Source organism: Paenibacillus cellulosilyticus (assembly GCF_003182255.1).
Lineage (GTDB): Bacteria > Bacillota > Bacilli > Paenibacillales > Paenibacillaceae > Paenibacillus_T > Paenibacillus_T cellulosilyticus.
The window spans coordinates 201904-227320 of sequence record NZ_QGTQ01000006.1; the positions used below are offsets into that span (position 1 = coordinate 201904).

Annotated in this window: 23 protein-coding genes and 1 pseudogene; 8 read left to right on the plus strand and 16 right to left on the minus strand. The window is 47.6% G+C overall.

The genetic code is table 11. The features are described 5' to 3' along the window. Positions 1-23: 23 nt before the first annotated feature. From DFQ01_RS11180 to DFQ01_RS11205, 7 genes are all read right to left on the minus strand, one after another. Positions 24-962 (minus strand): aldo/keto reductase family protein, encoded by a 939-nt coding sequence (locus DFQ01_RS11180; RefSeq protein ID WP_110043980.1) that lies wholly within the window; start codon positions 960-962, stop codon positions 24-26. A gap of 233 nt (positions 963-1195) precedes the next feature. Continuing rightward, positions 1196-2137, minus strand: coding sequence for a methylenetetrahydrofolate reductase (locus DFQ01_RS11185; protein WP_110043981.1), 942 nt, complete (start codon positions 2135-2137; stop codon positions 1196-1198). A gap of 217 nt (positions 2138-2354) precedes the next feature. Continuing rightward, positions 2355-3071 carry a YebC/PmpR family DNA-binding transcriptional regulator gene (locus DFQ01_RS11190; protein ID WP_110043982.1) on the minus strand — a complete coding sequence of 239 codons (717 nt, stop codon included), beginning with the start codon at positions 3069-3071 and terminating at the stop codon, positions 2355-2357. A 234-nt stretch (positions 3072-3305) separates the two neighbouring features. Beyond that, on the minus strand, positions 3306-4730 hold the full coding sequence (gene hemG / locus DFQ01_RS11195) for a protoporphyrinogen oxidase (protein WP_110043983.1): 1425 nt from the start codon (positions 4728-4730) through the stop codon (positions 3306-3308). Between the two features lie 132 nt (positions 4731-4862). After that, positions 4863-5720 carry a DMT family transporter gene (locus tag DFQ01_RS11200; RefSeq protein ID WP_174812696.1) on the minus strand — a complete coding sequence of 286 codons (858 nt, stop codon included), beginning with the start codon at positions 5718-5720 and terminating at the stop codon, positions 4863-4865. A gap of 211 nt (positions 5721-5931) precedes the next feature. Next, a complete protein-coding gene (locus DFQ01_RS31890; RefSeq protein WP_281272001.1) occupies positions 5932-6057 on the minus strand; it encodes a hypothetical protein in 126 nt (41 codons plus the stop codon). Positions 6058-6182: 125 nt separating this feature from the next. Continuing rightward, complete coding sequence (locus tag DFQ01_RS11205; RefSeq protein ID WP_110043985.1) at positions 6183-8588, minus strand: ATP-binding cassette domain-containing protein; 2406 nt, start codon at positions 8586-8588, stop codon at positions 6183-6185. 169 nt (positions 8589-8757) lie between these two features. On the opposite strand from DFQ01_RS11205, the pseudogene DFQ01_RS11210 reads away from it, so the two are divergent. Next, a pseudogene (locus DFQ01_RS11210) lies at positions 8758-9346 on the plus strand (GNAT family N-acetyltransferase). Between the two features lie 122 nt (positions 9347-9468). After that, positions 9469-11043 (plus strand): acetate--CoA ligase, encoded by a 1575-nt coding sequence (locus DFQ01_RS11215; RefSeq protein ID WP_110043986.1) that lies wholly within the window; start codon positions 9469-9471, stop codon positions 11041-11043. 102 nt (positions 11044-11145) lie between these two features. Here the strand turns inward: DFQ01_RS11215 and DFQ01_RS11220 are convergent, their stop codons facing one another. The 4 genes from DFQ01_RS11220 to DFQ01_RS11235 form a co-directional block, all read right to left on the minus strand. Continuing rightward, positions 11146-12567, minus strand: coding sequence for a TolB family protein (locus tag DFQ01_RS11220; RefSeq protein ID WP_110043987.1), 1422 nt, complete (start codon positions 12565-12567; stop codon positions 11146-11148). Between the two features lie 74 nt (positions 12568-12641). After that, positions 12642-13586, minus strand: a complete 945-nt coding sequence (locus DFQ01_RS11225; RefSeq protein ID WP_110043988.1) for a hypothetical protein — start codon at positions 13584-13586, stop codon at positions 12642-12644. 109 nt (positions 13587-13695) lie between these two features. Further along, on the minus strand, positions 13696-14613 hold the full coding sequence (locus tag DFQ01_RS11230) for an ornithine carbamoyltransferase (protein WP_110043989.1): 918 nt from the start codon (positions 14611-14613) through the stop codon (positions 13696-13698). A 171-nt stretch (positions 14614-14784) separates the two neighbouring features. After that, complete coding sequence (locus DFQ01_RS11235; RefSeq protein ID WP_110043990.1) at positions 14785-15426, minus strand: hypothetical protein; 642 nt, start codon at positions 15424-15426, stop codon at positions 14785-14787. Between the two features lie 222 nt (positions 15427-15648). Between DFQ01_RS11235 and DFQ01_RS11240 the strand changes: the two genes are divergently transcribed. The 4 genes from DFQ01_RS11240 (at position 15649) to DFQ01_RS11255 (ending at position 20263) form a co-directional block, all read left to right on the plus strand. Further along, positions 15649-15975, plus strand: a complete 327-nt coding sequence (locus DFQ01_RS11240) for a DUF2087 domain-containing protein (protein ID WP_110043991.1) — start codon at positions 15649-15651, stop codon at positions 15973-15975. 268 nt (positions 15976-16243) lie between these two features. Then, positions 16244-18187, plus strand: coding sequence for an asparagine synthase-related protein (locus DFQ01_RS11245; RefSeq protein ID WP_174812697.1), 1944 nt, complete (start codon positions 16244-16246; stop codon positions 18185-18187). A 29-nt stretch (positions 18188-18216) separates the two neighbouring features. Then, complete coding sequence (locus DFQ01_RS11250; RefSeq protein WP_110043993.1) at positions 18217-18366, plus strand: paeninodin family lasso peptide; 150 nt, start codon at positions 18217-18219, stop codon at positions 18364-18366. Between the two features lie 91 nt (positions 18367-18457). Then, positions 18458-20263 carry an ABC transporter ATP-binding protein gene (locus DFQ01_RS11255; protein ID WP_245946626.1) on the plus strand — a complete coding sequence of 602 codons (1806 nt, stop codon included), beginning with the start codon at positions 18458-18460 and terminating at the stop codon, positions 20261-20263. Between the two features lie 59 nt (positions 20264-20322). Here the strand turns inward: DFQ01_RS11255 and DFQ01_RS11260 are convergent, their stop codons facing one another. The 4 genes from DFQ01_RS11260 to DFQ01_RS11275 all read right to left on the minus strand — a co-directional run bounded on the left by DFQ01_RS11260 (position 20323) and on the right by DFQ01_RS11275 (position 22796). Then, complete coding sequence (locus DFQ01_RS11260) at positions 20323-20904, minus strand: SMI1/KNR4 family protein (RefSeq protein WP_110043994.1); 582 nt, start codon at positions 20902-20904, stop codon at positions 20323-20325. A gap of 99 nt (positions 20905-21003) precedes the next feature. Continuing rightward, complete coding sequence (gene pyrE / locus DFQ01_RS11265) at positions 21004-21525, minus strand: orotate phosphoribosyltransferase (RefSeq protein WP_110043995.1); 522 nt, start codon at positions 21523-21525, stop codon at positions 21004-21006. 271 nt (positions 21526-21796) lie between these two features. Then, entirely contained in the window at positions 21797-22222 is a 426-nt protein-coding gene (locus DFQ01_RS11270; RefSeq protein WP_110043996.1) for an NUDIX hydrolase, read from the minus strand. A gap of 28 nt (positions 22223-22250) precedes the next feature. Then, positions 22251-22796 (minus strand): hypothetical protein, encoded by a 546-nt coding sequence (locus tag DFQ01_RS11275; protein ID WP_146216861.1) that lies wholly within the window; start codon positions 22794-22796, stop codon positions 22251-22253. A gap of 124 nt (positions 22797-22920) precedes the next feature. Here DFQ01_RS11275 and DFQ01_RS11280 point away from each other — a divergent pair, with 124 nt between their 5' ends. Together DFQ01_RS11280 and DFQ01_RS11285 are read left to right on the plus strand one after the other, a co-directional pair. Next, positions 22921-23904 (plus strand): aldo/keto reductase, encoded by a 984-nt coding sequence (locus DFQ01_RS11280; protein ID WP_110043998.1) that lies wholly within the window; start codon positions 22921-22923, stop codon positions 23902-23904. A 109-nt stretch (positions 23905-24013) separates the two neighbouring features. Continuing rightward, positions 24014-24865 (plus strand): methyltransferase domain-containing protein, encoded by an 852-nt coding sequence (locus DFQ01_RS11285; RefSeq protein ID WP_110044019.1) that lies wholly within the window; start codon positions 24014-24016, stop codon positions 24863-24865. A gap of 68 nt (positions 24866-24933) precedes the next feature. On the opposite strand, the gene atpF is transcribed toward DFQ01_RS11285, so the two are convergent. Beyond that, entirely contained in the window at positions 24934-25380 is a 447-nt protein-coding gene (atpF, locus tag DFQ01_RS11290) for a F0F1 ATP synthase subunit B (RefSeq protein WP_110043999.1), read from the minus strand. Positions 25381-25417: the final 37 nt, after the last annotated feature.

Below are 25417 nucleotides of genomic sequence, written 5' to 3' on the forward strand. Positions count from 1 at the left end.
TGCCTTATATAACTTCGGTAATATTAAGCGAGAATCTGTTCAATCTGTACCAGCACATCTTCAGAGAGTTCGATGCCGGATGCTTTCGCATTCTCTGTCACTTGCTCTGGACGGCTTGCACCGATAAGTGCACTTGCAACATTCTTCTGGCGAAGAATCCACGCAAGTGCGAGATTGCCAACAGAAATTCCAAGCTCAGTTGCTACACCTTCCAGTTGACGAACCTTCGCGATCCGTTCCTCGGTAATGCCTTTACGCACCCATTCCAGTCTTGCAGCACGGCTGTCTGCTGGAATATCTGCTGCTGTGCTGTACTTGCCAGTCAGAAGCCCTTGCGCAAGCGGCGAGAAAACAACTTGTCCGATACCCGCACGTTCGCCGAGCGGAATAACTTCCTTCTCGATGTAGCGTTCGAACATATTGTAGATTGGCTGGTTGACGACGATGCGATCCATCAGCTTACGGTCTGCAATGCCAACAGCTTCTGCCATCTGTGATGCCTGCCATTCGCTTACGCCAACGTAGAGCACTTTGCCTTGGCGGACCAGATCATCGAGTGCACGGAGCGTTTCTTCCAATGGCGTATCGTTATCATAACGATGGCAGTAGTAAATATCAATGTAGTCAAGGCCGAGACGCTGCAAGCTCGCATTCGCCTGCTCTGTTATATGTTTGCGGGATAAGCCGCGGTCATTCGGGCCGTCGCCCATTTGACCGAATACTTTGGTCGCGAGTACGTACGATTCACGCGGATACTGGCGAAGCACTTCACCTACTACCTGTTCAGCAGCGCCCCGTTCATAAACATTCGCTGTATCAAAAAAGTTAATGCCGAGATCGTACGCTGTCTTGATCGCATTGACTGCATTCTCACGTTCTACATAACCGCCATATGTAAGCCAGCTGCCCAAGCTGATTTCACTAACCTTCAGTCCAGTGCCGCCTAATCTCCGATAGTTCATTCTCGTATTCCTCCCATAGAACGATAATGTGGATCGTCAAGCATTCTTATTCTAGAATAGAATGCTTGCGATTGTAAGAACTGAAATATTGTTCATTAGGGGACGTGAAGGGTAGCAGCTATACTCAAGTATAGCTTGTCCAACTGAGCGAAAATTTGCGATTGTGGACCATAGAAAAAGCTGCCGAGTTCACTCGGCAGCTTGTCTTTATAATTAAAATATGACTGAAACGTCTAACGCGATACGTCGACGAGACGCTTCTTATCCAGCATTACTTTAATATCTTTGACCATCTGAATCGATGCTTCGATCTCAACCTTACGTGTCGATACGCTCTCTACGCTGCAGCCAATCGGAATGCCTTTCTCCAGACCAAACTCGTACAATTCCTCGAAGATCTTCGAGGTCAATTGAATCGACTTGTCCAATACATCCGACGAATATTTCAACTCATTCTCAAGCCAACGAGGAATACTAATGCCGAGCCACTTCATGAAGTCCAACGTCTTCGTGGAGCCGCATGGCGCAAGATTGAACAAAATCGGCACCATCTCGATTTCGTTCTCGTTGCAGTAATGATAGTAGTCCGATAAGAAGTTTTTCGACGCCTCAACATTATAGGTCGCTTGCGATATAAAAAAGTCACAGCCCTGCTTGACCTTATTCACAACACGCAGATGCTCGTCATTTTTGACCATATGGCGCTCTGGTATAATAACGCCGCCGAACGACAATTTATCGTTGTTCATCTTGCTGATTCGGTAAGCATCCGCCAGCTCAAGCTTCACCGCTTGTTGGCTGGACGATGCGCCTACATAGACTGTATAACGCTGCTGCTCGATGTCCTTTTGCACCCACTGAGATAGTTCACTCTCTGAATATTTGCCGACACAGCGGTAAATAATTTTAGGTACTTCCAGTGTGTGCAGATACTGCTTGCTGTATAGCTCTGGATCAAGCATCGTCGTATAAGGGAACGGACGCTCTTGATCGATACGATCCGATTCCTCCTGCACGTCGTACAGAATCAACGCGTCTATATCAAGACCTTTCAGTCGTTCGATTTGCTTCTGTGCAATCTCCGTTATTTTCTCTTCTGTATTGTCTTCCTTCGGCGGTGTCATGCCGTACGTCAAAATGCCGGACTGCTTGTTCAGTATCAAATCCTTCAGCATCTCTTCACATCCTTAGCCTGTATTCGCACGTATATCAATCTATGATCCTATTATTAATTTAGTATATTATACACGATACGAATAGGATGAGCCCGTTTTTTCTAAAAGCAGGTTCAGATTGGCCTAAATTCGGATCTTTTTCATCATATTTCCACTGTTGTCTTCAACCTTAATAGAAAACGACCACCTATGACAGGCGGCCGTTAGATAGGAACGATTATTCCCAATTGACGTTGTGATAAACCTGCTGAACATCTTCGAGGTCTTCCAACGCATTGATAAGCTTCTCGAACGCTGCAACGGATTCCTCTGGCAGATCGACATCGTTTTGTGCCATCATCGTGATTTCGGCTACGACGAATTCTGTAATACCTGCTGCCTTGAGCGCTTCCTGAACAGCATTGAATTGATCCGGTTCAGCGTACACCATGATCGTTTCTTCTTCTTCAACGATATCGCGCACGTCCACGTCAGCTTCCAGCATGATCTCCATCACTTCATCAAGCGATTTGCCTTCAACGCCGATAACTGCCGTCTGATCAAACATATAAGCAACCGAACCGCTTACGCCCATATTGCCGCCGCTCTTGTTGAATGCCGAACGGACTGCAGGAGCAGTGCGGTTCACATTGTTCGTCAATGCGTCAACGATAATCATCGAACCAGACGGTCCGAAACCTTCATAACGAAGCTCTTCGTACATCTCATCCGAGCTGCCTTTAGCTTTCTCAATGGCACGGTCGATAATCGCACGTGGCACGTTGTACGTCTTCGCACGTTCTAGAACGACCTTCAGAGCACCGTTCGATTCCGGGTTTGGTTCACCCTTCTTCGCTGCTACATAAATTTCAAGACCGAATTTCGCATAAATGCGGCTTGTATTTGCGTCTGATTTTGCTTTCTTCTCTTTGATGTTATTCCACTTACGACCCATGCTGCTCCCACTTTCTTCATTGTTCTTTACTCTATTATAACGAAAGATGCTTATGCTGGACAAGCCATACCTACGTATGCGTTAGGCAAATCGTATCCGGAACGCCTATTCAGCCACCGACAATTCGGCTTCCGTGCTGTATTAGGTGATGTTTGACTACTCTTATTCGGCGATTTAGACCGCTTGCGGCGCATTAAGTGTAGTTGTGCTACGCTTAATCCCGCTTTCTAGGAGTTACAAGATTGGCTGCCCCGCCATCTGCTCGGCAATTCGCTGCGCCGTTTGCTCGCCATTCGCTACACAATCCGGTATGCCGACCCCATAATACGAGCAGCCAGCTAACAGAATACCAGGGTACAGCTGCTCCATATCTTGCTCAAGCGCAGCTACGAGCTGGGGATGGCGGATGTGGTAGTTCGGCATCGTATTATCCCACTTCGTAACCGTCCAGTGCAGAGGTTCGGCATCGATACCTGTAGAGCGCAATACGTCTTGACGAGCCACCTGCAGCAGCTCTTCCTCCGGTTGATTCACCATCTCAGCGTAAACCGAACCCGTGCTCTTATAGAACAATCGCATCAGCAGCTGGCTGGATGCAGACGTATGTGCCCATTTGCGACTTGTCCACGTGCAAGCATCGCAGTTTAGTTCGCGGTTATCTGCTGTGATGAATCCCGTTCCATCCTTCGGCAGTTGATCGTCCGATATGTCAAACGCAATATAAATGCTGATGAGCGAGCTGTTGCGAAGCTGATCGAAGCTCTTATCCAGCTCTGGATGATGCAGAAGGGATTGAGCGGCTTCACTAAGTGTGCTGAGCACAACATAGTCTGCCTCGATTGTCTCGCCGCTGCCATTTATCGTTAGTCGATATCGCCCCTTACCGGCAGCAGGATCAGACAGCTTATCAATATGCGTGACCTTCGTGCCCTTGCGGAACTCAACTGCTTCTCCAAGCTGTTCTTCCATCCGATCGATCAGCGACGATAGGCCGCTTCTAAACGAATAAAACTTCTTTCCACCACTTTGGAACTTGGCACGGTGTGCATCCAAGCCTTGGATGATGCTGCCATACTCATTCTTATAATCGAGCAAATAAGGCAGGGTTGATGCCAACGTCAACTCGTACAAATCACCGGAATAAACGCCAGACAGTACGGGTGCGATCTGTTTCTCGACCAATTCTTCGCCCAGGAACGCCTCAAGGAAATGTCCGATCGAATCCTGTTTCGTAAAATGTTCGTTAGGTGTGTAAAGGTCCTTCAGCGCTTCAACCTTACCTTCAGCCGAAACGAGCATACTCGTCGCCAGAGACTCGATCGACATCGGAATGCCGAATATGGCGTCCTGCGGTATGAGCTTTAGCTCTCCATCGGCAAATATGTACGATTTGCCGGTTTCGTTGTAGACGATATCGTCTTGGAGTCCGAGCTCTTCGAGGAGCGGAACCATATTCGTCTTACGAGCGACAACCGAGTCCGCCCCGCTCTCCATGATGTAATCTTCACGGTGTACCGTTCTTATTTTGCCACCCAGCTTCTCACTTGCTTCGACAAGTACGATCCGGGCAGCGGTTCCATCCTGCTTCAATTGTTTGTGCAAATAATAGGCTGTGGAAAGTCCTGTAATGCCCCCGCCAACGATGACGATTGTTTTCACTGCAACCACCTCGAATGCTAGTTCAATTAAAACTATCATAGCAGTATTCGCAGCCATTCGACAAATGAACCAATTGTTACAATTAACGAAGTGCCACCAAACTTGCATAGTGCCGTTTGGCGTAAGCACGCACTAGCTATTCATCGCCAACAAGATTACGCCAGTTGTTATGAGAATGGATGTACCGATCCTCTGCTTACCCTGTGGTTCTTTAAGGAGGAATATGCCCATTAAAGTGCCAAATACCGTGCCGATCTCTCGCATTGGAGCGAGCTGCGCTACAGGTGCAAGCGACAATGCGTACAAGAACAACATATAGCCGCCAGGTGCCAGAATGCCGCCTAGCAGAATCGTCTTCCGGTTGATCTTAAGCTCGGACTTCACGGCACGCGAGCGGATGGCCGCCAAGCCCAACAGCAGCGCATTCCCCACATTCGTTGCTTGATTAAGCATTACAGCCGGCACATAATCCAACGCGATTTTGTCGACCACGATGTAACTCGCTATGCATAACCCGACCGATAAAGCCAACAGCGGTGCCCTATAGGATTGCGGACTGGCCGAACCATCCCGCTTCCATCGTAAATTACTCGTAAATCCAATACTGACAACGATAAGTGAGACGCCTAGCCATCCTAGCGAGGACAAGTGTTCGCCAAGTAATGTCGTTCCGAGAATCGGCACAACAAGCGGGCTCGTGCCTCGCATGATCGGATACACCTGCGAGAAATCTCCTACTGTATAAGTACGAGCAAGCAGCAGGACATAGACACCATGAAGAAGCATGGAGAATAGCAGCATGAATCCGCCTAAGCCCGTCATCCTGCTTATATCCCACTCCACAATCGTAAGTGGTGTAAAGACTAGAATGGCTACTAGCTGGGTCAACCACAAGAAAACGACTTTATTCAAACTGCGCTTCGTGTAAAGGTTCCAGATCGAATGCAGCAGACCTGATAAAAGAACAAGTAGGATGGCGATCCCGTACATACGCTGGTTCCACCTTTCGCTGCTTTCCATGTCAGTATCAATCAAACTTTTATCGCTTGCATCAGTAAGTCGGAATGTATATCTCCGTAAGATTTGCTCGAACGTGTCGACGTCGCTTGAACAACGGTAATGAGATCATACTTTGGAATAATATGAAGCTCCTGTCCACCGTAGCCTCTGCCCCGGCAGCAACAGCCATAGAAACCCATAGTCAGGGTTCGATGGCATAAGCACCTGAAACAATTCTTTTTCCATCAAATATACCGTCAGCAAGCATCAATAAACCGAGCTTGGCTAAATCTCGTGCCGACAGATCCGAATGCTCTTCTCCTTTCATAACGGTGTACGAAACACCGCAGCTGCTCTTAGGCCATCACCGCTCTGAATCTGCAAGGGCTCATATAAGTTTCGCTTCGTGAGCTCATAAGCTGGCGCACCCGTTATATGGCTTCCATTCGAAGCTCATCCGATCGCCTTCCTTAAATAGCTGCCAATGATCGAGTGCTCGTGCCGGATAAGCTCACTAGGCGTACCAGTCGCAATGACTTCCCCACCCTCTCGACCACCTCCTGGTCCAAGCTCGATAAGGTAATCACAGTTCGACAACACCGATGGATCATGTTCCGTAACAATGACAGTACTGCCTGCGTCGACGAGCTGCTGCATCAATGAGATCAGGTGCTCGGTATCCGCGAAGCTTAGTCCCGTCGTAGGTTCATCTAGGATGTAGACCATGTCTCTGCCGCTTGGCTTGCACAGCTCCTTCGCCAGCTTAATCCGCTGCGCTTCTCCACCCGATATGGTTGTTGTTTTTTGCCCCAATGTCATATACCCCAGCCCAACACGTTCCAACGTTGTTAGAATGGTATGGATCGTTCGATCATAAGCCTCAGACTGTTGCCGACCAAAGAAAATCGCCGCCTCGGACACACTCATCTCGAGAATATCTATCATATTGCGGCCATCCAGTCGAATGCTTAACGCTTCTTCCGCGTAACCGGTGCCGCTGCACAGCTCGCACTCCACCTCTACGAAGTTACCAGCCCCACCATGATAATGGGTAACGCCTTCGCCTTTGCAAGCTTTGCAGCTACCTTCGCTATTAACGGTAAACAGCCCTGCTGCGTAGCCGTGCGCCATCGCTTCTTCCGTTCGAGCAAGCAGTGCCCGAATACGATCGGCGATTCCGGTGTATGTGGCTGGACAGGATGTTTTGCTCCTTCCGATCGGTCTCTGACCGACAACGATGCAGCGTTTGATAGGTTCGGTCCCACTTATCATCGCTTCATTAGCCTCTATGGCAAGATCATTATCATCATCTTCGTAAACAAACTTCCCGCGCAGCAGCTGCTTCAGCTTCGGCACGAGTGTATGGTGGATAAGGCTTGACTTGCCACTGCCAGAAACACCTGCAACACCGACCATTACGCCTAACGGAATGGATACCGTTATACCTTTTAAATTATGAAGCGTCGCATTCGTAATGGTGAGCATTTTGTACTCGTCGATAGGTTTATATTGCTGCTTGACCATTAACGACCTTTCACCTGATAGATAAGGTGCTATGCGGGATTCGCCACAGGACATGAACTGCCTCAGAGTTCCTTGGAAAATCCGATTGCCGCCGTTCACGCCTGCACCGGGACCAATATCGACAATATAATCAGCTGCTCGCATGAACTGCTCGTCGTGCTCCACAGCTACAACCGTATTGCCGCGTTTAACGAGACTACGAATGACACGGATCAGAAGTGCCTTCTCCGTCTCATGTAAACCAATCGTCGGCTCATCAAAGATGTAGATGATCGAGTCCATCTCCGCAATAATATAAGAAGCTAAGAAGAGACGCTGAATCTCGCCTCCCGATAAGGTAGGAACTTGACGTGACAACGACAAGTGATGCAAGCCCACTTCAGACATACAGCTCAGCTTCAGGGTCATTTCATCCAATAGCGCACGACTCGAAGGCAACTCATCCTTGAACGCTCTAAGCACTTGAAGCAATTCACCGATTTCCAGCTGCTCTAATTCGCTAATCGTTTTCCCTGCAACCGTCGTATGGATTGCATGTTCACTTAATCCGTGCCCGCTGCACTTCGAACATGCTATTCTTTCGGCCCTGACACCCCATAACACAACTTTATCTGCTCCGTTATGCCGATTGTTCTCGCTTGAACTGTGCTTGTATATATCATGGAAGACGACAATCGCGCCGATGAACCCGCTCCTTCTGCAGCCATATTTGAATAAGGTCAACACTTCCTCCGACAGCGTTCCGATCGTCTCGTTTACATCCACATCATACAGCTCGCAAAACTTCTTAAAGCTGCTCCTATAGAAGCGATGCTTCATGATGAATCCGTCGAACACATCCTTAATTGGCTTGTTCATCGGCACAATGGCTTCTTCATCCAAGTGATGATATTGTCCGGTGCCAAGACACTTCACGCACATCCCCTTGGGAGAGTTCCGTAGAAAATACTCCATAGATAACGGTTCTCCATCTTCGTAATCGGGATGTCTACTACCATAAGAGGCGAATAGTACCGCGAGGAGATTACCGATCTTCGTTCGCGTTCCGACCGTACTTCGCGGGTTCGATTGCCGAATAATACGCTGCTCGACAGCTGCCGTTGGAGACATGCCGGTTATCGAGTCAAAATGCGCGGTGGAGTCAACGATGAACTGTGTTCCCGAGAACATCAAATAACGCCTTTTGCCTTCTTCATACAACGTATCAAATGCAAGAGACGACTTACCGCTGCCGGACACGCCAGTAATAACCGTCAGCATACCGCGGGGAATGCGAACATTGATATTGTTCAAATTATGTATTCTAGCGCCTTGTATCTCGATAAAAGTCGCCATTGTTTCGTCTATCCTCCGTCCCAACTGTATGGTTCTACCAATATATCGTACATACGTTCTCATGTAAACCATAAATTAGCAACCGCGATAATGACGGATAGAAAACGCTTGTCATCCCATTTGCAGCTGTGTTATTGTAGTTGGAAATATTTTCTGGGAGGTAAGGAATATGAGCCGCCAACCATCAGCTCCAATCTTATTCACGATTCCTGAGCAATTCGAAAGCAATCGATTAGTTATTCGTGCTCCGCAATGGGGTGACGGTGCGGCAGTGAATGAAGCGGTTATCGAGAGTATCGATGAGCTGCGGTTGTGGATGCCTTTTGCCCAGAGTATCCCTACCGTTGACGAAACCGAGATCAACATCAGACAATCACGATTAAGATTTATTTCTTGATCGTTCAGATCTAAGGCTTCTGATCTTCCATAAAGAAACCGGCAAGCTGGTCGGCAGCAGCGGTCTGCATCGGATCGATTGGCGAGCACGCAAGTTCGAGATCGGCTACTGGCTTCATACCGCATACACCAATCAAGGCTATATGACAGAAGCCGTCCACGCGATCACCGACTTCGCGAATCGCGAGCTGGAGGCGAATCGGGTTGAAATCCGCTGCGACCGGAACAATGTGCGAAGTGCTGCCGTAGCGCAGCGAGCAGGCTTTACACTCGAAGCTATTCTGCGGAAAGAAACGGTCGGAATCGATGGTCAGCTAAGAGATACGATGGTTTTTGCGAAGATTCGTGGGGTCGAGTTTTAATCTCATTATAAAAGGTCCTACACATGTAAACGCTTCTCTATACCAAACGTTAACGTTCAAAATATGTTATAATTGCGCTACTACATCACGACATTATTGCATCGTTAAAGGAGAAGGTTCACTTGGATTTTCAGCAATGGATTGCACCTGAACAATATAACATAAGCTCGGAGATCGATCGGCACAAATCGGACAAAATCGCGCTGCGCTGGACGGATGGTCAGAGCAGCGTTGGAGAGATCTCGTACGACGAGCTGCTGAAGCGAGTGAATCAATTGGCTGGCGGCCTCGACCGTCTTGGTCTGGTCAAAGGCGACCGTGTACTCGTCATGGTCCCTCGTCAAGTCGAAGCTTATGTCATCTATATCGCATGCTTGAAGCTAGGACTTGTCATTATCCCCTCTTCCGAAATGCTGCGAGCAAAGGATCTGTCGTTCCGCTTGAACCACTCGGAAGCACGCGCCGTCATTGCATGGGCAGAAGGTACGCGTGAGGTCGACAGCATCACCGAGGAGCTTCCTTACCTCCGCTACCGGATCGACGCAAGCGGTCAGACGGTTGATGGCTGGCAATCGATGCAAGCGCTGACGGAAGGTCAACCTGTTGATCGTGAAGCGGTGCGGACGCATCGCGACGATATGGCAATTCTCGCATACACGTCCGGCACGACGGGCAACCCGAAGGGTGTTGTACATAGTCATGGCTGGGGTTACGCCCATCTCCGCATCACATCGTCTTGGCTCGACATACGCGAGACGGATCTCGTATGGGCGACTGCAGCTCCCGGCTGGCAGAAGTGGATCTGGACGCCATTCCTGTCCGTACTCGGCAGCGGCGCTACGGGGTTCATTTATCAAGGGGCGTTTCATGCAGAGAAGTACTTGGAGCTCATTCAATCGAATAAAATTGTCGTTATGTGCTGCACACCAACGGAATACCGAATCATGGCAAAATCGGACGCGCTCGGCAATTACGACCTTTCCTCTCTCAGAAGCACCGTCTCAGCTGGCGAACCGCTGAACCAAGCGGTCATCAATAAGTTCCAAGAGCTATTCGGATTTATTATTCGGGACGGCTATGGGCAAACCGAAAGCACGCTGCTTATCGGCAACTTGAAGGACGAGCCGGTGAAGCTTGGCGCGATGGGCAAGTCGATTGCTGATGGACTGGTTGAAATTATCGACGATGAAGGTCGCCCACTCCCGGCTGGAGAGGTTGGCAGCATTGCCGTTCACGGCGCGATGCCAGCTCTATTCCATGAATATTATCGGGATCCACAGCGCAAGCCGTACAATATGGTCGGTTCCTACTTCATTACAGGTGATCGTGCGAGCCGCGATGAGGATGGTTACTTCTGGTTCGAAGGGCGCGGAGACGACATTATCATCAGCTCCGGTTATACGATCGGACCATTCGAGGTCGAGGAAGCGCTGCTGCGCCACCCTGCCGTGAAGGAATGTGCCGCTGTCGCAAGCCCGGATGAAATTCGTGGGCACGTCGTAAAGGCATTCATCGTACTGAAGGACGAATCAGCCGCCTCCCCTGCTCTCGTGAAAGAGCTGCAAGATCACGTGAAGTCATGGACGGCTCCTTACAAATACCCTCGTAAGATCGAATTCATTAGCGATTTGCCGAAGACGAATTCGGGCAAAATTCGCCGGATCGAGCTGCGCGAACGAGAAGCGCGTAATCAATAGTAGTCTGAGTGCGTTACACGTATACAAACAAACCGCCGTTCGGCTGAGCATTTACTCAACGGACGGCGGTTCTATTTTTCAACAAAACAGTATTCAAGCCGGTTACAGATTAATTGTTCCAATGTAATATTGCTTCCGATCCTCCTCCAGCGTGAATAAGGCAAGAATCGATTGTCCATCTGGCGTCCAATGTATGTTAGAGATACGCACATAGTCGTTCGTCAGAAGCCTCGTCTCGCTTCCGTCATGGTTTGCAAGAGCAATTCGTGTTCCTTCCACCTTGTCGTCCGAGCTTTCCCCCATTGCGCCAAGGAGATATGCCAACTGTTTACCGTCTGGTGAATAACGCATAGATGAAGGTCCGAAACGTCCACCCTGCTCCCCACCTGTGTAATAATATTGTCTAACTGGCTCATCTGTTTGGGTCGGTGGATCAGATAAATGTTTATTCGTATACATGTCGAAGCCAGTTGGCCATGGTACGACTGATAAAGGCTCGCCGCTTGAGCCATAGATGGTGAACGATCCTTGATCACTAACAAGCAGTTGGTGCTCGACCGAATTGAGACTGCTCCATAAGTAATCAAAATCCGATGTATCCACGATCTGATACTCTTTGTCTGTATCCAGGTTTACGATTTTCATGCCCACACCATCATCGAAACCATTATAAGCGAGCACCGATTCACCAGGCACCAGCCATTCGATGTTACCCCAAAAACCGGATGCATATGGCAGAATCGTTACCTTATGCTTACCCAGATCGTACTTCGCCAACTCGTACCGAGGACCGGCCCCATCCCCAAGGTTATCGCCTGTATCATGTAGAAAAATAAAGCCAGAGGAATCGGGCAGCCATAATGGATCGTCATCATTTATTCCAGTTGTCCATTGCTTACGAACTCCGCTCGATCGCTCCGCACCCCATATCCCTTCATCTTTCTCTTCATTGTTCGGATCAGCCAGCCACTTGCCATCCGGACTTTCCTGCGTGTCATCAACTCGAACAGCTTGCTGATGACTGTCCAGCTTATAGGTATGATAGATGGATTGGTTAGCGCTATTGGTAATTGTACGCCATTCAACCACTCCACTATCATCTTGACCCAGACTATAGTAACTAATCTTCTCATCACCATTCGTATCCTGAAAAATGGCTTTCTCACCAGTTTTCAAATTAATACGAACCAGCTTCGTCTGTTCCGCCCCATCACTGCTGATCTCTGCAATAACCTCATTTGCATTAATTGCAGCGATATTCTCGCAATAGTAGCCGTCAAGATCCAGTTTCGATACGTCACTAAATCCAAGTCCTGCAATTTTTTCTTCTGCTGAGACTGCCTGTTCAGTCCCTGTACTCGTTGTATTCGTTGGATCAGCTTGATCTAGCTGGGATGATACTTGTTCCTGCTCTTGCCTAACCGTGACAGCCTCTTTACTCGAGTCTGCCGAGTCCTTACTACAAGCCGTTATAATACTTAATGTTACGAGTAAGAGAATGGCGCTTATTTTCTTGTGAACCATGATAGGGTCACCTCAACAATCAGCATTTTGTTCCATTCTATTAACGCAGATCAGAACAAAAGAGTTGCACCATTTCACAACTGAGAGATTGCATACGTGAGCAGCTCTTCTTTCACAACTTTCGGAAGCTCGAAGCCGTTGAAATGAAACGCATTCGGATTAACTATACGATCCAGAGGATTAGAAGGTTCTCTTAACAAAATAGTCTCGATTTCTTTCAGTAAATGTCGTTCATCAGCGATATGAAAGTGCAAGCGACCCTCCGTAAGCTGAGCGTGTGATTCATAGTCGCTTTCGAAATTGACGATTTCCCAACCAGGCCATCTCGACTGAATCCTCGTGTTGTTTCGTACTCTTACATATGAATCCCAATAAGCTAACCTTTTCTCCGTTCTATCAATATGAAGTCCTCCAGCTGGAAACCGCTTCGACCACTCCGCCGTATGAAGGGTGCGATATCCATATACTTTATCTATTCGACTGATCAGTCCCTCACCATTCAAGAGGCACGGTTCAACCTCTCCGCTCACAGGGAAAATAAGCATCTCTTCTGCTGAGAACTTCACACTCACGATCAGATCCGTCCAGCTCTTCTCTTCCGGTGGAGCAATTGAACAATCAACGCTATCTTCTTTCCTTGGAGCTACTACATTTTCTCTAGGGTAACCAACATAATCCGCCATAGTAGCAATACCCTCGAATGCCCATTTAATGACCCATCCCTTCCACATTGCGCTCATCAGGCGAAGGAACAAATTCCTCAGTGGAATGTCATATACAATATCTTCACCACCGTAGAGCAGCATCGTTTTCTGGTCCAAATCAACGACGACTCCACCTTCAGCCCACACATCATCTAACCAATCCGATTCATTGACTCTCGTCTGCATTCGAATATAAGGGATTGCATATTGCTCACCCCAGAACAAATCATGAGGGAGCGTGTTCGCGCACCAGTGACTGTAATACAACTCATAACGATTGTTTTGCAAAATGATCAAGTTCGCCCGTTGTCCCATTTTATAGCCTCCAAGTGAAGCATCGAAACCAACAAAAACCCACCTCGCAATATGCTTGGTGGATTATATAGGTAAACTTTATCACATATCCCATATGTCGTATATTACCTTATCCCGCTGTAAGCAGATACAGCAGCAGCGCCTTCTGCACATGCATTCTATTCTCTGCCTGCTGATAAATAACGGATCGTTCCGATTCAACTAGCTCCGCCTCGATTTCATAGCCAGGATGGATCGGCATATCGTGCATCATATAAGGTGTGTGCATTTGTAGGTTGTCCCTATTCAACCGATATGGCATCATGAGCTCCACTCTACGTTTCTTCTCCTCCTCATAATGACCGTCTTGGAAAAACTCCATATCTACCCACGTATCCGTATAAACAAAATCAGACCTCGATATCGCATCCGACAAGCTGGCCACGTTCCCGACATAGCCGCTGGCGCACGCTTCTTGCATTAGTTCTTCATCCCACGAAGGCGTGTTGATGATCGGCGTAACCAGCAGCAGCTGAATACCTAGCGTAACACAGCCAGCGATCAATGAATTGGCTACATTGTTATGAATACCGACATATGTAATTGTGATACCAGAGAATGTTCCCGCCACCTCATAAACGGTCATCAAATCCGCCAACGCCTGACAAGGATGATAGCGATCACAGCACCCATTGATGACGGGCACCTCAGCATACTTCGCTAACTCCAGCAAATCATCGTGCTTCTTCAGTCGCGCCATTATGATGTCGCAATTTCTCGATACATAACGAGCCTCGTATTGGATTGGCGATATGCTGAAATTGCTTTGGTTCCAATCAAGCGTGACAGCGTAACCTCCTAACTGATTCATACCTGACTGGAAGGATAAATTGGTACGAGTCGATGATTTTTGAAAAAGCAAAAGAAGCCCCTTGCGATAACAGGCGTTCTCATATAGATGTGAATTTCTCTTTATCTCGATCCCTTTCAGGATGATCGATTTCAACGTTTCTCGATTTAACTCTTTGAGTGTCAACAAATGGTTCACAAGCTCACCTCAACCAATTCGCATTTTTATACACTAATATGTATATTAATACAATCTTATGAGTTTATATACTTTGTGTCAACCACCTCAGAATTCTTGGGCGCCTGAAGATGAGATCGAAGCAAAGATTGCGGCTTGGGGCCAACCCCATGGCTAGAGAACATTGCCCTCTTAACGGCTCAGCGGATAGATGAGCTCTATCCCCTCCTCTCCCAACAATCCTTCATGGATCGCATGGTTATGGTCCGCACCTACGATGCACAAGATCCGTTTGCCTTCATGCTGCTTAATCGCATTCTTCATACGTTGAACCATTATAAGATGCCTGCATTCCCACCTGATCAGATGGGACTGTGGGTTAATCTGCTGTAACCATTCATACTTCTGTTGCGTAACCGCATCAAACTCAACTGTGTTAAAGGGAATCTCGCTGTTAGCACACGTTGCAAGCTGCTTCCGGAACCAACGTTCCCACTCCTCCGCCAGTTCCTGTCCTAGAATTTCATCTCCACATTGAAAGGGATCAAACTCTAACCACACATCCAGCTCCACCCAATCGATCGGAACGAACACGATCCCTCTTCGCTCACACAGCGGGAAAATTAATTCATAATACTCACTTGGCGGCTCACCCCAATACCCCTGATTCGACCGATTCTGCCGATACTTCTCCCAGCTTGCAGGAAGCACCTCCCCACAAATCACATCCGGATTATACGCCTCGATTAATGTCTGAATGACACGAAGCGACAGCCGATAATGTTCTCTTAACTCGTGATTATGAACGACACCAAGAATGCCTACAGTGGTCATTACAGCATATTCACCTCACAAAATTAGATATATATTTAATTAAATACCTACCTAATTTATATTAATGGAAAATAATTGAATGGTCAATCGCTGGCCTTCAATGAAAGCCTCCCTCTAATCCAAGCGATTTTTGAACGAAGGTCTACTACAGAGTCTTGACTCCACCATAAATTTTGAATATTATCTAATTAGTTATTTATCAAATCGTAAGGAGTGAGTATTATGTCGGAACAAGTCAACAACGATCTAACCAAAGACGAAAAACTAAAAACATCTGTGCTTCGTAACTTCATCACCGATCAAGGCAGCATTAAGCAGCTTCCCTCTCAGTTGAAAAAGCGGCTGATAGTTCTCGAACATATTGCAGCTCAGATAAAGCCCGACCAACATTACACGGAAAAAGAAATCAATGACTTCATCAAGCCCTTGCATGCGGATTATGCTACGATTCGTAGAGAGCTCTATATCCATCGATTCGTGAATCGAGATCACGAAATTTATCATGTGAATGACCCAAGTCAATGGCGTGATTGGCGAACGCTTAGCTAAGCCGTCTCCCCCTCAGTACATCTTCCCACTCTCATAATCATGCCCCTTCTCTCGAGTGGGCCTTCTTTCGACTGCCAATAAGTCTCCGAATACCATCTGCCAGTAATCGCAATCGGACAGAACCCGTGATATTACAGTGACAACAATACCCTTTCACCAGAAATAAATATTTATTTTATTTAACTATTGCTACATTACGTATCATGATATACAATACGAAATGTGGTCGTGCTCAAGCACTTTACTTCTAGGAAATGTAGGGGATAGCGTGAGTATAATAATAGGCTTGCACGCCTATAACGGACATACCATAGCCGACGAAACAATCGGGACTATGCTGAATAAGCTTCACCCATATCCCGCTGATGACGTTCAAGTATGGCATGGTCCTTCTTTAGCACTTGCCTGTCACGCACAGTGGATTACAGGTGAATCCGTTGGTGAGGCAATGCCTTATTACAACCCTCACCTCCGATTAGCGATTACAGCCGATGCGATCCTCGATAATCGAGATCAACTGTGCGATCATTTGCAGGTGGAGCGCTCACAGCGCCATGCCATTACCGATGCCGAGTTGATTCTGCTGGCCTATCGCAAATGGGGCACTAGATCCCCGAGGATGCTTATCGGCGATTACGCCTTCGTCATCTGGGACGAGCAAAACGATCTGCTGTTTGGCGCCAGAGACTTACTCGGAAATCGTACACTTTACTATCACCACACTTCACAGCGCTTTGCCTTCAGTACCGTTATCGAACCACTGTTCGCTGTTCCCGGCATCGCTCGAGAGCTCAACGAATCATGGTTAGCTGAGTTTCTTGCAATCCCGATTATTATGGATTCCATCGATGTACATGGATCAATCTATAATCACATCACGATGCTCCCTCCCGCGCATTCCTTCACACTTACTAACGGCAAGCTCCAGTTAACGCAATACGATAGCCTGGAGCCGTTTAACGGCCAACTCAAGCTGCCTTCCAACAACGAATACGAAGAGGCATTTCGTGACATATTCCAGAAGGCTGTACAATCCAAGGTTCGAACGCATCGTCAAGTAGGCGCCAGCTTAAGCGGCGGTTTGGATTCAGGAGCTGTTGTCAGCTTCGCCTCAAGTCCACTCCGAGACGAAGGCAAGACTTTAAAGGCTTACAGCTACGTACCCAATCAAGATTTCGTGGATTGGACCTCCAAACGATACATGCCAGACGAAACACCACTCATTCAATCTGTAGCGCAGCATGTCGGCAATATGGAAACCAACTATCTCGACTTCCCTCACCGCAACTCATTTGCGGATATTGATGAGATTATAGGGCTGATGGAAGCCCCATATAAATTCATCGAGAATTCTTTTTGGCTTACAGGAATACTGGAACAAGCGCAGCGTGATCAGGTAGGCGTTGTATTGAATGGTTCTCGCGGAAACTACTCCATTTCTTGGGGACCAGCCTATGATTACTATGCCCTTCTTTTGCGAAGATTTCGTTGGATGCGCTTTCATTCCGAGCTGAAGCAGTACGGTCAGCAAGCGCACATTGGACGATCCCGTATGCTGCCGACCATCGCGAAGATTGCATTCCCCCTTCTATCACGCACGCTGCTCCGATCCAATGAGCCAAGCAGACCACAGATCATCCATCCGGATCTTGCGAAACGAACGAACATTTTCGACAGACTGAAACATCATTACGTTGGACTTTCTGATTATGAAGTTGATGATATCAAAGCGAGAGATTATGAGTTCAAACAACTCGCCGTCTCCAACCATTATGGCGTTTCTTCAACAAAGATGGGACTTCGATATGGCGTCATTGAGCGAGACCCGACGAGCGATCCGAGAGTTGTTCGCTTTTGCCTCTCCCTCCCCATCGAACAGTATGTGCAGAATGGTATATCTCGTTCCCTCATCAGGCGAGCAACTGAAGGTTATTTGCCTGATGAAGTAAGGCTCAATCATCGAACGTATGGCCTACAAGGCGCGGACTGGGTTCATCGCATACGCCCCTATTGGCCATCCATTGTACAAGAAGTACAACGAGTATGCATAGACAAAAATGATCTAGCCGCCAGCCTGCTCCATACCGACCAAATTCAAGCATCGCTGAACCACATCGGTTCGGACCCTCAGCCTCAACAAGCCTACGATCCACATCTCAAGATCATTATGCAGAGCTTAATTGTATCCCGATTTCTGAGACGTATGGCGTAGCCAACATCGCATGAAAGGAGGTGATAACAATGAACAAAAAACCATGGGAAGTTCCTTCGCTCGACATGCTTGATGTAACCGAGACTGCTGGTGGACCAAACGGCTGCGTACCCGATCGTAATGGTCGAGGCGCTAACAACCGTGATTCATGCCAAGCTCCTCAACCACAAGCATCTTAATCATTAATCTCACAATCGAACGGTACGCAGGGCCCTTGGATTATTGTCCAGTTGAGGGCCCTAACCCTATCTTCTTGAAGGAGGAATCACTGTGCGCCATCTTCTCGTCTATATTCAGAAGCTTCATCGATTCGCTGGTATTCAGCTTTATCTGAATATGTGTGGGATGATGCTGAACAGTGTACTTGCAGGAATAAGTGTTGTACTTCTCATTCCACTCTTAAACCTATTGAACCTAACAGGTACACTTTCGAATAGCTCTGTAATCTCCTCCATTGCCAAACCGCTTCAACAACTCCCTTCTTCTGCTCAACTGCCTGCTGTTCTAGCTTTGTACGTAGTCTTGCTCATCACCCAAGCGACATTAGAGCGTTTCATTAGTCAGCGTAACATTCAGATGGAACAGCGTTTTATCCGCCATATTCGGACCGATATGTATGAAGCGATGCTGGAAGCGAATTGGCCATTTTTCTTACGCAAAAGAAAATCCGATCTCACGAACATCATGACGACGGAGCTCCCACGCGTCAGTTATGGCATCTTCACCTCCCTGCAATTAGTGATGAACCTGGTGTACACCGTAGTTCAGATCGGACTTGCCATTTGGCTGTCCTACCAATTAACAGCACTTGTTCTCATCTGCGGCTTGCTGCTCGTGTTCGTCACACGGAAGTTCGTCTTCGCTTCTCGCTCTCTAGGTGACGAGATGACCTCTCTTATGCAGACGTATATGGCAGGGATGACGGAACATTTTAACGGGATCAAAGACATTAAGAGCAATCGGACCGAGCAGCAGCATGCCCTCTGGTTCCGCAACCTCACGAAACAAATGGAGCGCAATGTCGTCCATTTCTCACGCGTGCAGTCCATCTCGCAGTATTATTACAAAGTCGCCGCAGGCGTCTTTATCGTTCTTTTCGTCTATATCGCAACTGCTTTTGTTCACGTGCAGCCTTCTATGCTGCTCCTGATCGTTGTCATCTTCTCTCGACTGTGGCCCAAATTCGCATCGCTTCAAGCAGGATGGGAAAATATCGCGCAAATACTCCCTGCCTGCAAAGCGCTGCTCGATCTACATACGGAATCCGAACAAGCCAGAGAGTTCAATCTAAAGCAGCTCTCTGTGGACATAGACTCCAAATGGCGGATGTGGCATGGCATCGAATGCCGCGATATCAGCTATCAATACGATACGAGATTTGCCACGTATGCACTGCGCCACATTCACTTGCATATTCAAGCGAACAGCATGGTCGCGATCGTAGGCAAATCCGGCGCTGGCAAAAGCACGCTCATCGATTTGCTTATCGGCTTAATCGAACCGCAGCAGGGTGAAATCCTAATAGACGGCGTACCGATTCAACATTGCGCGGCACAATTCCGCCGGATGGTCAGCTATGTTTCACAGGATCCATTCCTATTCCACCTAACCCTTCGGGAAAATTTACGTATGGGTGCACCCGATGCATCTGAAGAAAAGCTGTGGGAAGCACTTCGCTTCTCCGCTGCACACGAGTTCGTCAAGAAGCTCCCGCAAGGACTCGATACCGTGATTGGCGATCGAGGCGTTCGCCTATCTGGTGGTGAACGGCAGCGCATCGTACTGGCTCGCGCTATTCTTCGTAACCCGTCCGTTCTTATTCTCGATGAAGCGACGAGTGCGCTAGATAGCGAGAATGAGGTGCACATCCAACAAGCGCTCGAACGAATTCGCGGCACGATGACGATTATCGTCATCGCCCATCGACTGTCTACGATCCGCAATGCCGATCAAGTGATTGTTTTGGATCAAGGCACTATCGTTCAGCAAGGGAGCTACCAACAGCTCGCCCAAGCATCAGACGGTTTATTCAGCCACCTGTTGAAGCATCAGGAGCTGGAGGTTGTTCATCATTAACGCAAGGAAGGCTTACGGAACGCACTCGTCCGTAAGCCTTCTTTTGTTACAACATATTATTAGATCTGATAGTCCGCTTCCCACATATCCATAATGTCGCTCCAGAACCGGATAGGCTTTATGCTGTCATAATCGATTTCATCATACGATTTGAGACCAAATTCAACCATCAAGTAAGCGTACAAATTCTCGCCGTAATAAATAATGTCCGTCTGATACACCGATAGGATCGGGTTTCCCGCTTCCGCAGGCGTCTCAGGGATATAACGGTGGGCATAGATCGGAATGAGCTTTGGTGCTTTATGGTACTCTGCTTCGCACTTCGCTTTCGCTTCTTCTACATTCGATGGCTTAGAACCCCACTCATAGTACCAGAATTTGTTCTGCTCGACATCGAGAAGCAAACCTTCTAGACACCAATTCATCCTACTGTGAATTTGTGCGATGTTGTGCTCGCTGTTATCTCTCCAGTTAATAAACTTGTCAGAGATCGGCATCGCAATGGACAAGAACTCTTTGTAATCGGGTGGGAACTGAAAGCCATAACGGTGCTCGATCTGGTCAAACTCATTCGGAGACAAACCATGGGTGAATCGTGCTCCTGCTGCCTTCAAGCGATCGATCAGTTCGATATAATCCATGTGCATCCCTCCTTCATTTACTTATTTTCAAATAACATCTATTCATTTATTCTAATCGGCAACGCCATACACAGCAAGATGCCAGCCGTCTACTATCTACTAGACAGGCAGCAGCTCTTCCATTCGGAACAAGGAACGGAACAGTAGATTCGCATTCGCTAGATTCGTTCTTCCAATTGGTTCTCGCGCGATGACACTGACTACAGACTCTACCCGGGCATCATATTTCTTGAGATCTTCAGCGCTTAGAAGAATCTGCCCGCCTGTCGTTACGACATCTTCGATGATGCAGACCCGTTTTCCTGCAATATCTGTTCCTTCTGCGAGCTTACATGTTCCGTATTCCTTTGCCTTCTTCCTGACGAACACAGCCGGAATGCCTGTCTTAAGCGCTAGAGCCGTTGCGATCGGAATGCCGCCGACCTCGAGTCCAGCGAGGATTTCCGTTCCGGCAGGAATTAATGGCGCTAGCTGATCTGCGATTGCTGCCAATATAGTGGGATTCGATTCGAATAAGTATTTGTCAAAATAGTGGTCCGAGGTATTGCCCGATCTCAGTGTGAAATGGCCGGTCAAATGTGCGATGTTATAGATTTGTGCCGCTAGCTCTGTTCTATCCATCTCAAGGTCCCCCGTTCTCTTATTCCATTATTTGTGCCATTGAACAGGATACTCGCACGGATAAAGGATGTCTAACAAAAACATTTTTACCAACGAGATAGAAAATTTTATTACACTTGGTTTATCAGGACGTTCACCATTCATTCCTATTAAAAAAGCTGTCCGATTGGACAGCCGTGGATCATTCATTATTCAACTGTAATACGATTTGCTTCAATTCCAACAAGTCATTGATTACGACAACTACTAAATGTCTCCGAAATGACTGAGGTTATCGTCGATTGACGAGAGCCGCTCTTCTTAAACTTTCCTGCGTCCATGGCATCGTTTTCGGATGATTCATAATTTCCTCATAGGTTAACCAATGGACGTCTTCTACTTCGTCGGGACTCTTGCTGTGCGCTGTGCCACCTACATAGTCGCATAGGAACACCATATTAATGACATGACGACCGTCACCCGTAACGAAGGACGAGCTGTATACGAACGTCACGGTATCCGCGATCTCAACGCCAACCTCCTCAAAAACCTCCCGCTTCACAGTCCGCTCTACGATCTCGGGACCTTGATCCTCTAAGTCTACCTTTCCGCCTACAAGCGACAATGTCCCTCCAGCATGCTCCTCTTGAGCACTGCGTGTAATCACAAGCCATTGATCATCCCGGCATATTGCCGCTACAACGTTTACGATGAACATAGGGTTGTCTCCTCTCATGATGGCTCAGTCAATCAATAGGGCCAAATCTAGCATAGTCCTCTTCATAGGACGCTTTTGTTTCTTCGTAGGAGGGAATGTCTAAGAACACGATGTTTTCAACATCCCTCTGCAGAAACTCTCTTGCTAGTATTGTGACATGGTCAGAGATACTTTCCCTATCCCAAGCATCCACCTGCTTCGACCATACATAGATATAGGTTGGCTTGAGGCCCTTCTCATTCAGAGGTGCGGAATGATTCACTTGGTATGACTCATCCTCTTCATCTCTCGGATAAATGTAGCTATACCCGATTTCCTTATCTCCGTCGATGAATGATTGAATTTTCTCCATATACGCATTATCACTCGATCCATCGGTCTCATCGAGTTCGCTGTTCAGATGGTCTATTAGACAAGGAAGCGTCAATAGATCAAAATAAGCTAGACGATTGTTTTGTTCCTTATCGGAAAACAATGTGATTTCATCATTGCAACTTTTATTCGTGAAGCCGTACACGCCATACCAGAACAGCCAGTGTCGAACATGAATATATAATGTGTCTACGTTGATCACCTTCTACCATTATTTCAAAACAGATCGCATCGCATTGCGAATAACTGAACAAAAAGGTTATGATGAGACATCTCCATCGGCAATCTATAACCATTTGTTACCACATCATAAAGGAGTCTGAATCATGAAATATCGTCATTTAGGAAGAAGCGGACTTGAAGTATCGGCACTTGGACTTGGCACGAACGCGTTCGGCAAACGCGCCGATCAATCCACATCTATCCAAATTATACATCATGCTGTCGATCGTGGAATTAATTTCATTGATACAGCTAATATTTATGCAGGTACAGAGTCCGAGCGGATCATTGGTGAAGCACTGATTGGCAAACGGCATCAGGTTGTACTCGCTACCAAAGCCGGTCTTGTTAGAGGAACTGGACCTAATGAAAGCGGTTCGTCCCGCATTCACATCCAACAGGAATTGGAACAAAGTCTTCGCCGATTGAAAACCGACTATGTCGATCTGTACCAGATCCATACGTTTGATCCTTATACACCGCTTGATGAGACGTTGCGCGCATTGGACGATATGGTTCGCTCAGGCAAGGTTCGCTACATTGGCGCTTCCAATTATGCAGCCTGGGAATTCATGAAGGCACTTGGCATTAGTGAGTTCAATGGATTGGCTCGTTACACATCCACTCAGAACAGCTATTCGCTCGCCGATCGTACACCTGAGCTGGAGCTCGTTCCGTTGTGCGTCGATCAAGGCGTTGGCATTATTCCTTATTTCCCACTCGCCGGAGGCATCCTTAGCGGCAAGTATGGTGGTACTAATGCAATCCCTGTTGGCTCCAGGGCGAATACAGATCCGAACTTCAGCAAGTTTCTTGACGATCGAACAATCACGTTAGCACGCGAAGTTGAGACAATCGCGCAGCAGCACGGTTGCAGCTCAAGCAGCCTCTCCCTTGCATGGCTTATGGACAGGCCTGCTGTTTCCACGGTTATTGTTGGTGCGACGCGTGTGGAGCAGCTGGAGGATAATTTGAAATGCGTCGATCTGAAGCTTTCGGAGGCTACCGTCAAACAGCTGGATGACATTAGCAGCCCGTTTGTATATGGCAAGCCATTTGCCGTTTATCGACTGCCAGCCAAGTCCTAATTCAATGACTCAACTGCAGGTTGAATCATCGAAAAACTCAATTATCCGGTTATTGTTCGTTCCACACCGTTCCAATTAGAATGAGTGTACATAAGGAGCGTGAGGAATGTTGAAGGACAAATTGGCACGTAACATCAGCATCTATCGCAAAGAAAAAGGACTGACACAGGAGGAGCTCGCGCAGCTCCTTCGCATATCGTCTCAAGCGGTGTCCAAATGGGAAAATGCCCAGACAATGCCCGATATTTCGCTGCTGCCATCCCTTTCCCGCATTCTTGAGGTAAGCGTCGACAAGCTTCTTGGCTATGTCGCGCAGGATAAGCGGATTACGATTTACGAGGATGAATATCTGACCGAGGAATACTACTGGGGCACCGAGCCGAATACGGCGTGCTATCAAGTGCTGCAGCTCATGCCGCCAACGAAGCATTTGAAGCTGCTCGACGTCGGTTGCGGCGAAGGCAAAGACGCCGTATTTTTCGCACGAAATGGCTATGACGTAAGTGCATTTGATCTAACAGACGCTGGCATTGAGAAAACACGCCGGCTTGCCGACCAAACAGGCGTTCATGTGAATGTATTCAAGGCCGATCTACTAGAGTTTCGATTGGACACGCATTATGACATTATTTTCTCGAGCGGCGTGCTGCATTACATCAAGCCGGATTATCGCGAAGAGATTTTCGATAACTATAAACGATTTACGAATGACAACGGCATCCATGTGCTCAATGTGTTCGTGAATAAGCCGTTCATCGCGCCACCGCCAGAGAAGGAAACGAATGCTTACAAATGGCGCTCTGGCGAACTCCTTGCGCATTACCATGACTGGCTCATTCGCGACAGCGCAGAGATCGTCTTCGACTGCAATTCATCCGGGATTCCTCATAAACATGCCATGACCACAATGGCTGCGCAAAAGGTTACTTCGCTTGGTTCATGTCACGTCTGCGGTAACTGAGAACATCAAAAAGAGGGGCTCCGAGGAGCTCCTCTTTCGTTTTGTCGTCGCGATAGATGGATGTAAAGCTAATGGAAATTCGGTCTCATCACGACCTTATCTGCTATCTGCTGTCCAAGATCGCCTACTTGTTCGCTCAACACGCCAAGTGCTTTCTCTTTCTCAGCTGCGATGTCTCGCAGCGCATTTTCTTTAAATTGCTCGGCCTCTTCTCGAACTTGTTGAATCATTGCTTCCGCTTGTTTCAAGCTCTCCATTCTCGATTGCTCGATGAGCCCTTTAGCTTCCTTAACAGCGGACTGGATTAATTGCTGCTTCTCGAAGACTAACAGATTGGATTCGTTAAGCTGATCTTGAGCTGCTTGACTCTGACTCGCAAGCAACAGTTTGCGCTGCTCCATGATTGTTAACAACGGACCGAAAACATATTTACGTAGGATGACGTACAAAATGAGGAACACAACAAGCTGAATAATGAAGGTTGAAGCAAACGATGGGGAAATAAGCGCGTTCACTGTACCACTCCTATTATCGCGTTATAGGCTGCCTCAA

Coding starts and splice junctions, on each gene's coding strand:
- DFQ01_RS11190 (WP_110043982.1), bottom strand. CDS start 3,071: ATGGGTCGTAAGTGGAATAACATCAAAGAGAAGAAAGCAAAATCAGAC.
- DFQ01_RS11235 (WP_110043990.1), bottom strand. CDS start 15,426: ATGACCACTGTAGGCATTCTTGGTGTCGTTCATAATCACGAGTTAAGA.
- DFQ01_RS11270 (WP_110043996.1), bottom strand. CDS start 22,222: ATGTTCATCGTAAACGTTGTAGCGGCAATATGCCGGGATGATCAATGG.
- DFQ01_RS11240 (WP_110043991.1), top strand. CDS start 15,649: ATGTCGGAACAAGTCAACAACGATCTAACCAAAGACGAAAAACTAAAA.
- DFQ01_RS11220 (WP_110043987.1), bottom strand. CDS start 12,567: ATGGTTCACAAGAAAATAAGCGCCATTCTCTTACTCGTAACATTAAGT.
- DFQ01_RS11260 (WP_110043994.1), bottom strand. CDS start 20,904: ATGGATTATATCGAACTGATCGATCGCTTGAAGGCAGCAGGAGCACGA.
- pyrE (WP_110043995.1), bottom strand. CDS start 21,525: ATGGATAGAACAGAGCTAGCGGCACAAATCTATAACATCGCACATTTG.
- DFQ01_RS11280 (WP_110043998.1), top strand. CDS start 22,921: ATGAAATATCGTCATTTAGGAAGAAGCGGACTTGAAGTATCGGCACTT.
- DFQ01_RS11180 (WP_110043980.1), bottom strand. CDS start 962: ATGAACTATCGGAGATTAGGCGGCACTGGACTGAAGGTTAGTGAAATC.
- DFQ01_RS11200 (WP_174812696.1), bottom strand. CDS start 5,720: ATGTACGGGATCGCCATCCTACTTGTTCTTTTATCAGGTCTGCTGCAT.
- DFQ01_RS11250 (WP_110043993.1), top strand. CDS start 18,217: ATGAACAAAAAACCATGGGAAGTTCCTTCGCTCGACATGCTTGATGTA.
- DFQ01_RS11225 (WP_110043988.1), bottom strand. CDS start 13,586: ATGGGACAACGGGCGAACTTGATCATTTTGCAAAACAATCGTTATGAG.
- DFQ01_RS11205 (WP_110043985.1), bottom strand. CDS start 8,588: ATGGCGACTTTTATCGAGATACAAGGCGCTAGAATACATAATTTGAAC.
- DFQ01_RS31890 (WP_281272001.1), bottom strand. CDS start 6,057: ATGAAAGGAGAAGAGCATTCGGATCTGTCGGCACGAGATTTAGCCAAG.
- DFQ01_RS11185 (WP_110043981.1), bottom strand. CDS start 2,137: ATGCTGAAGGATTTGATACTGAACAAGCAGTCCGGCATTTTGACGTAC.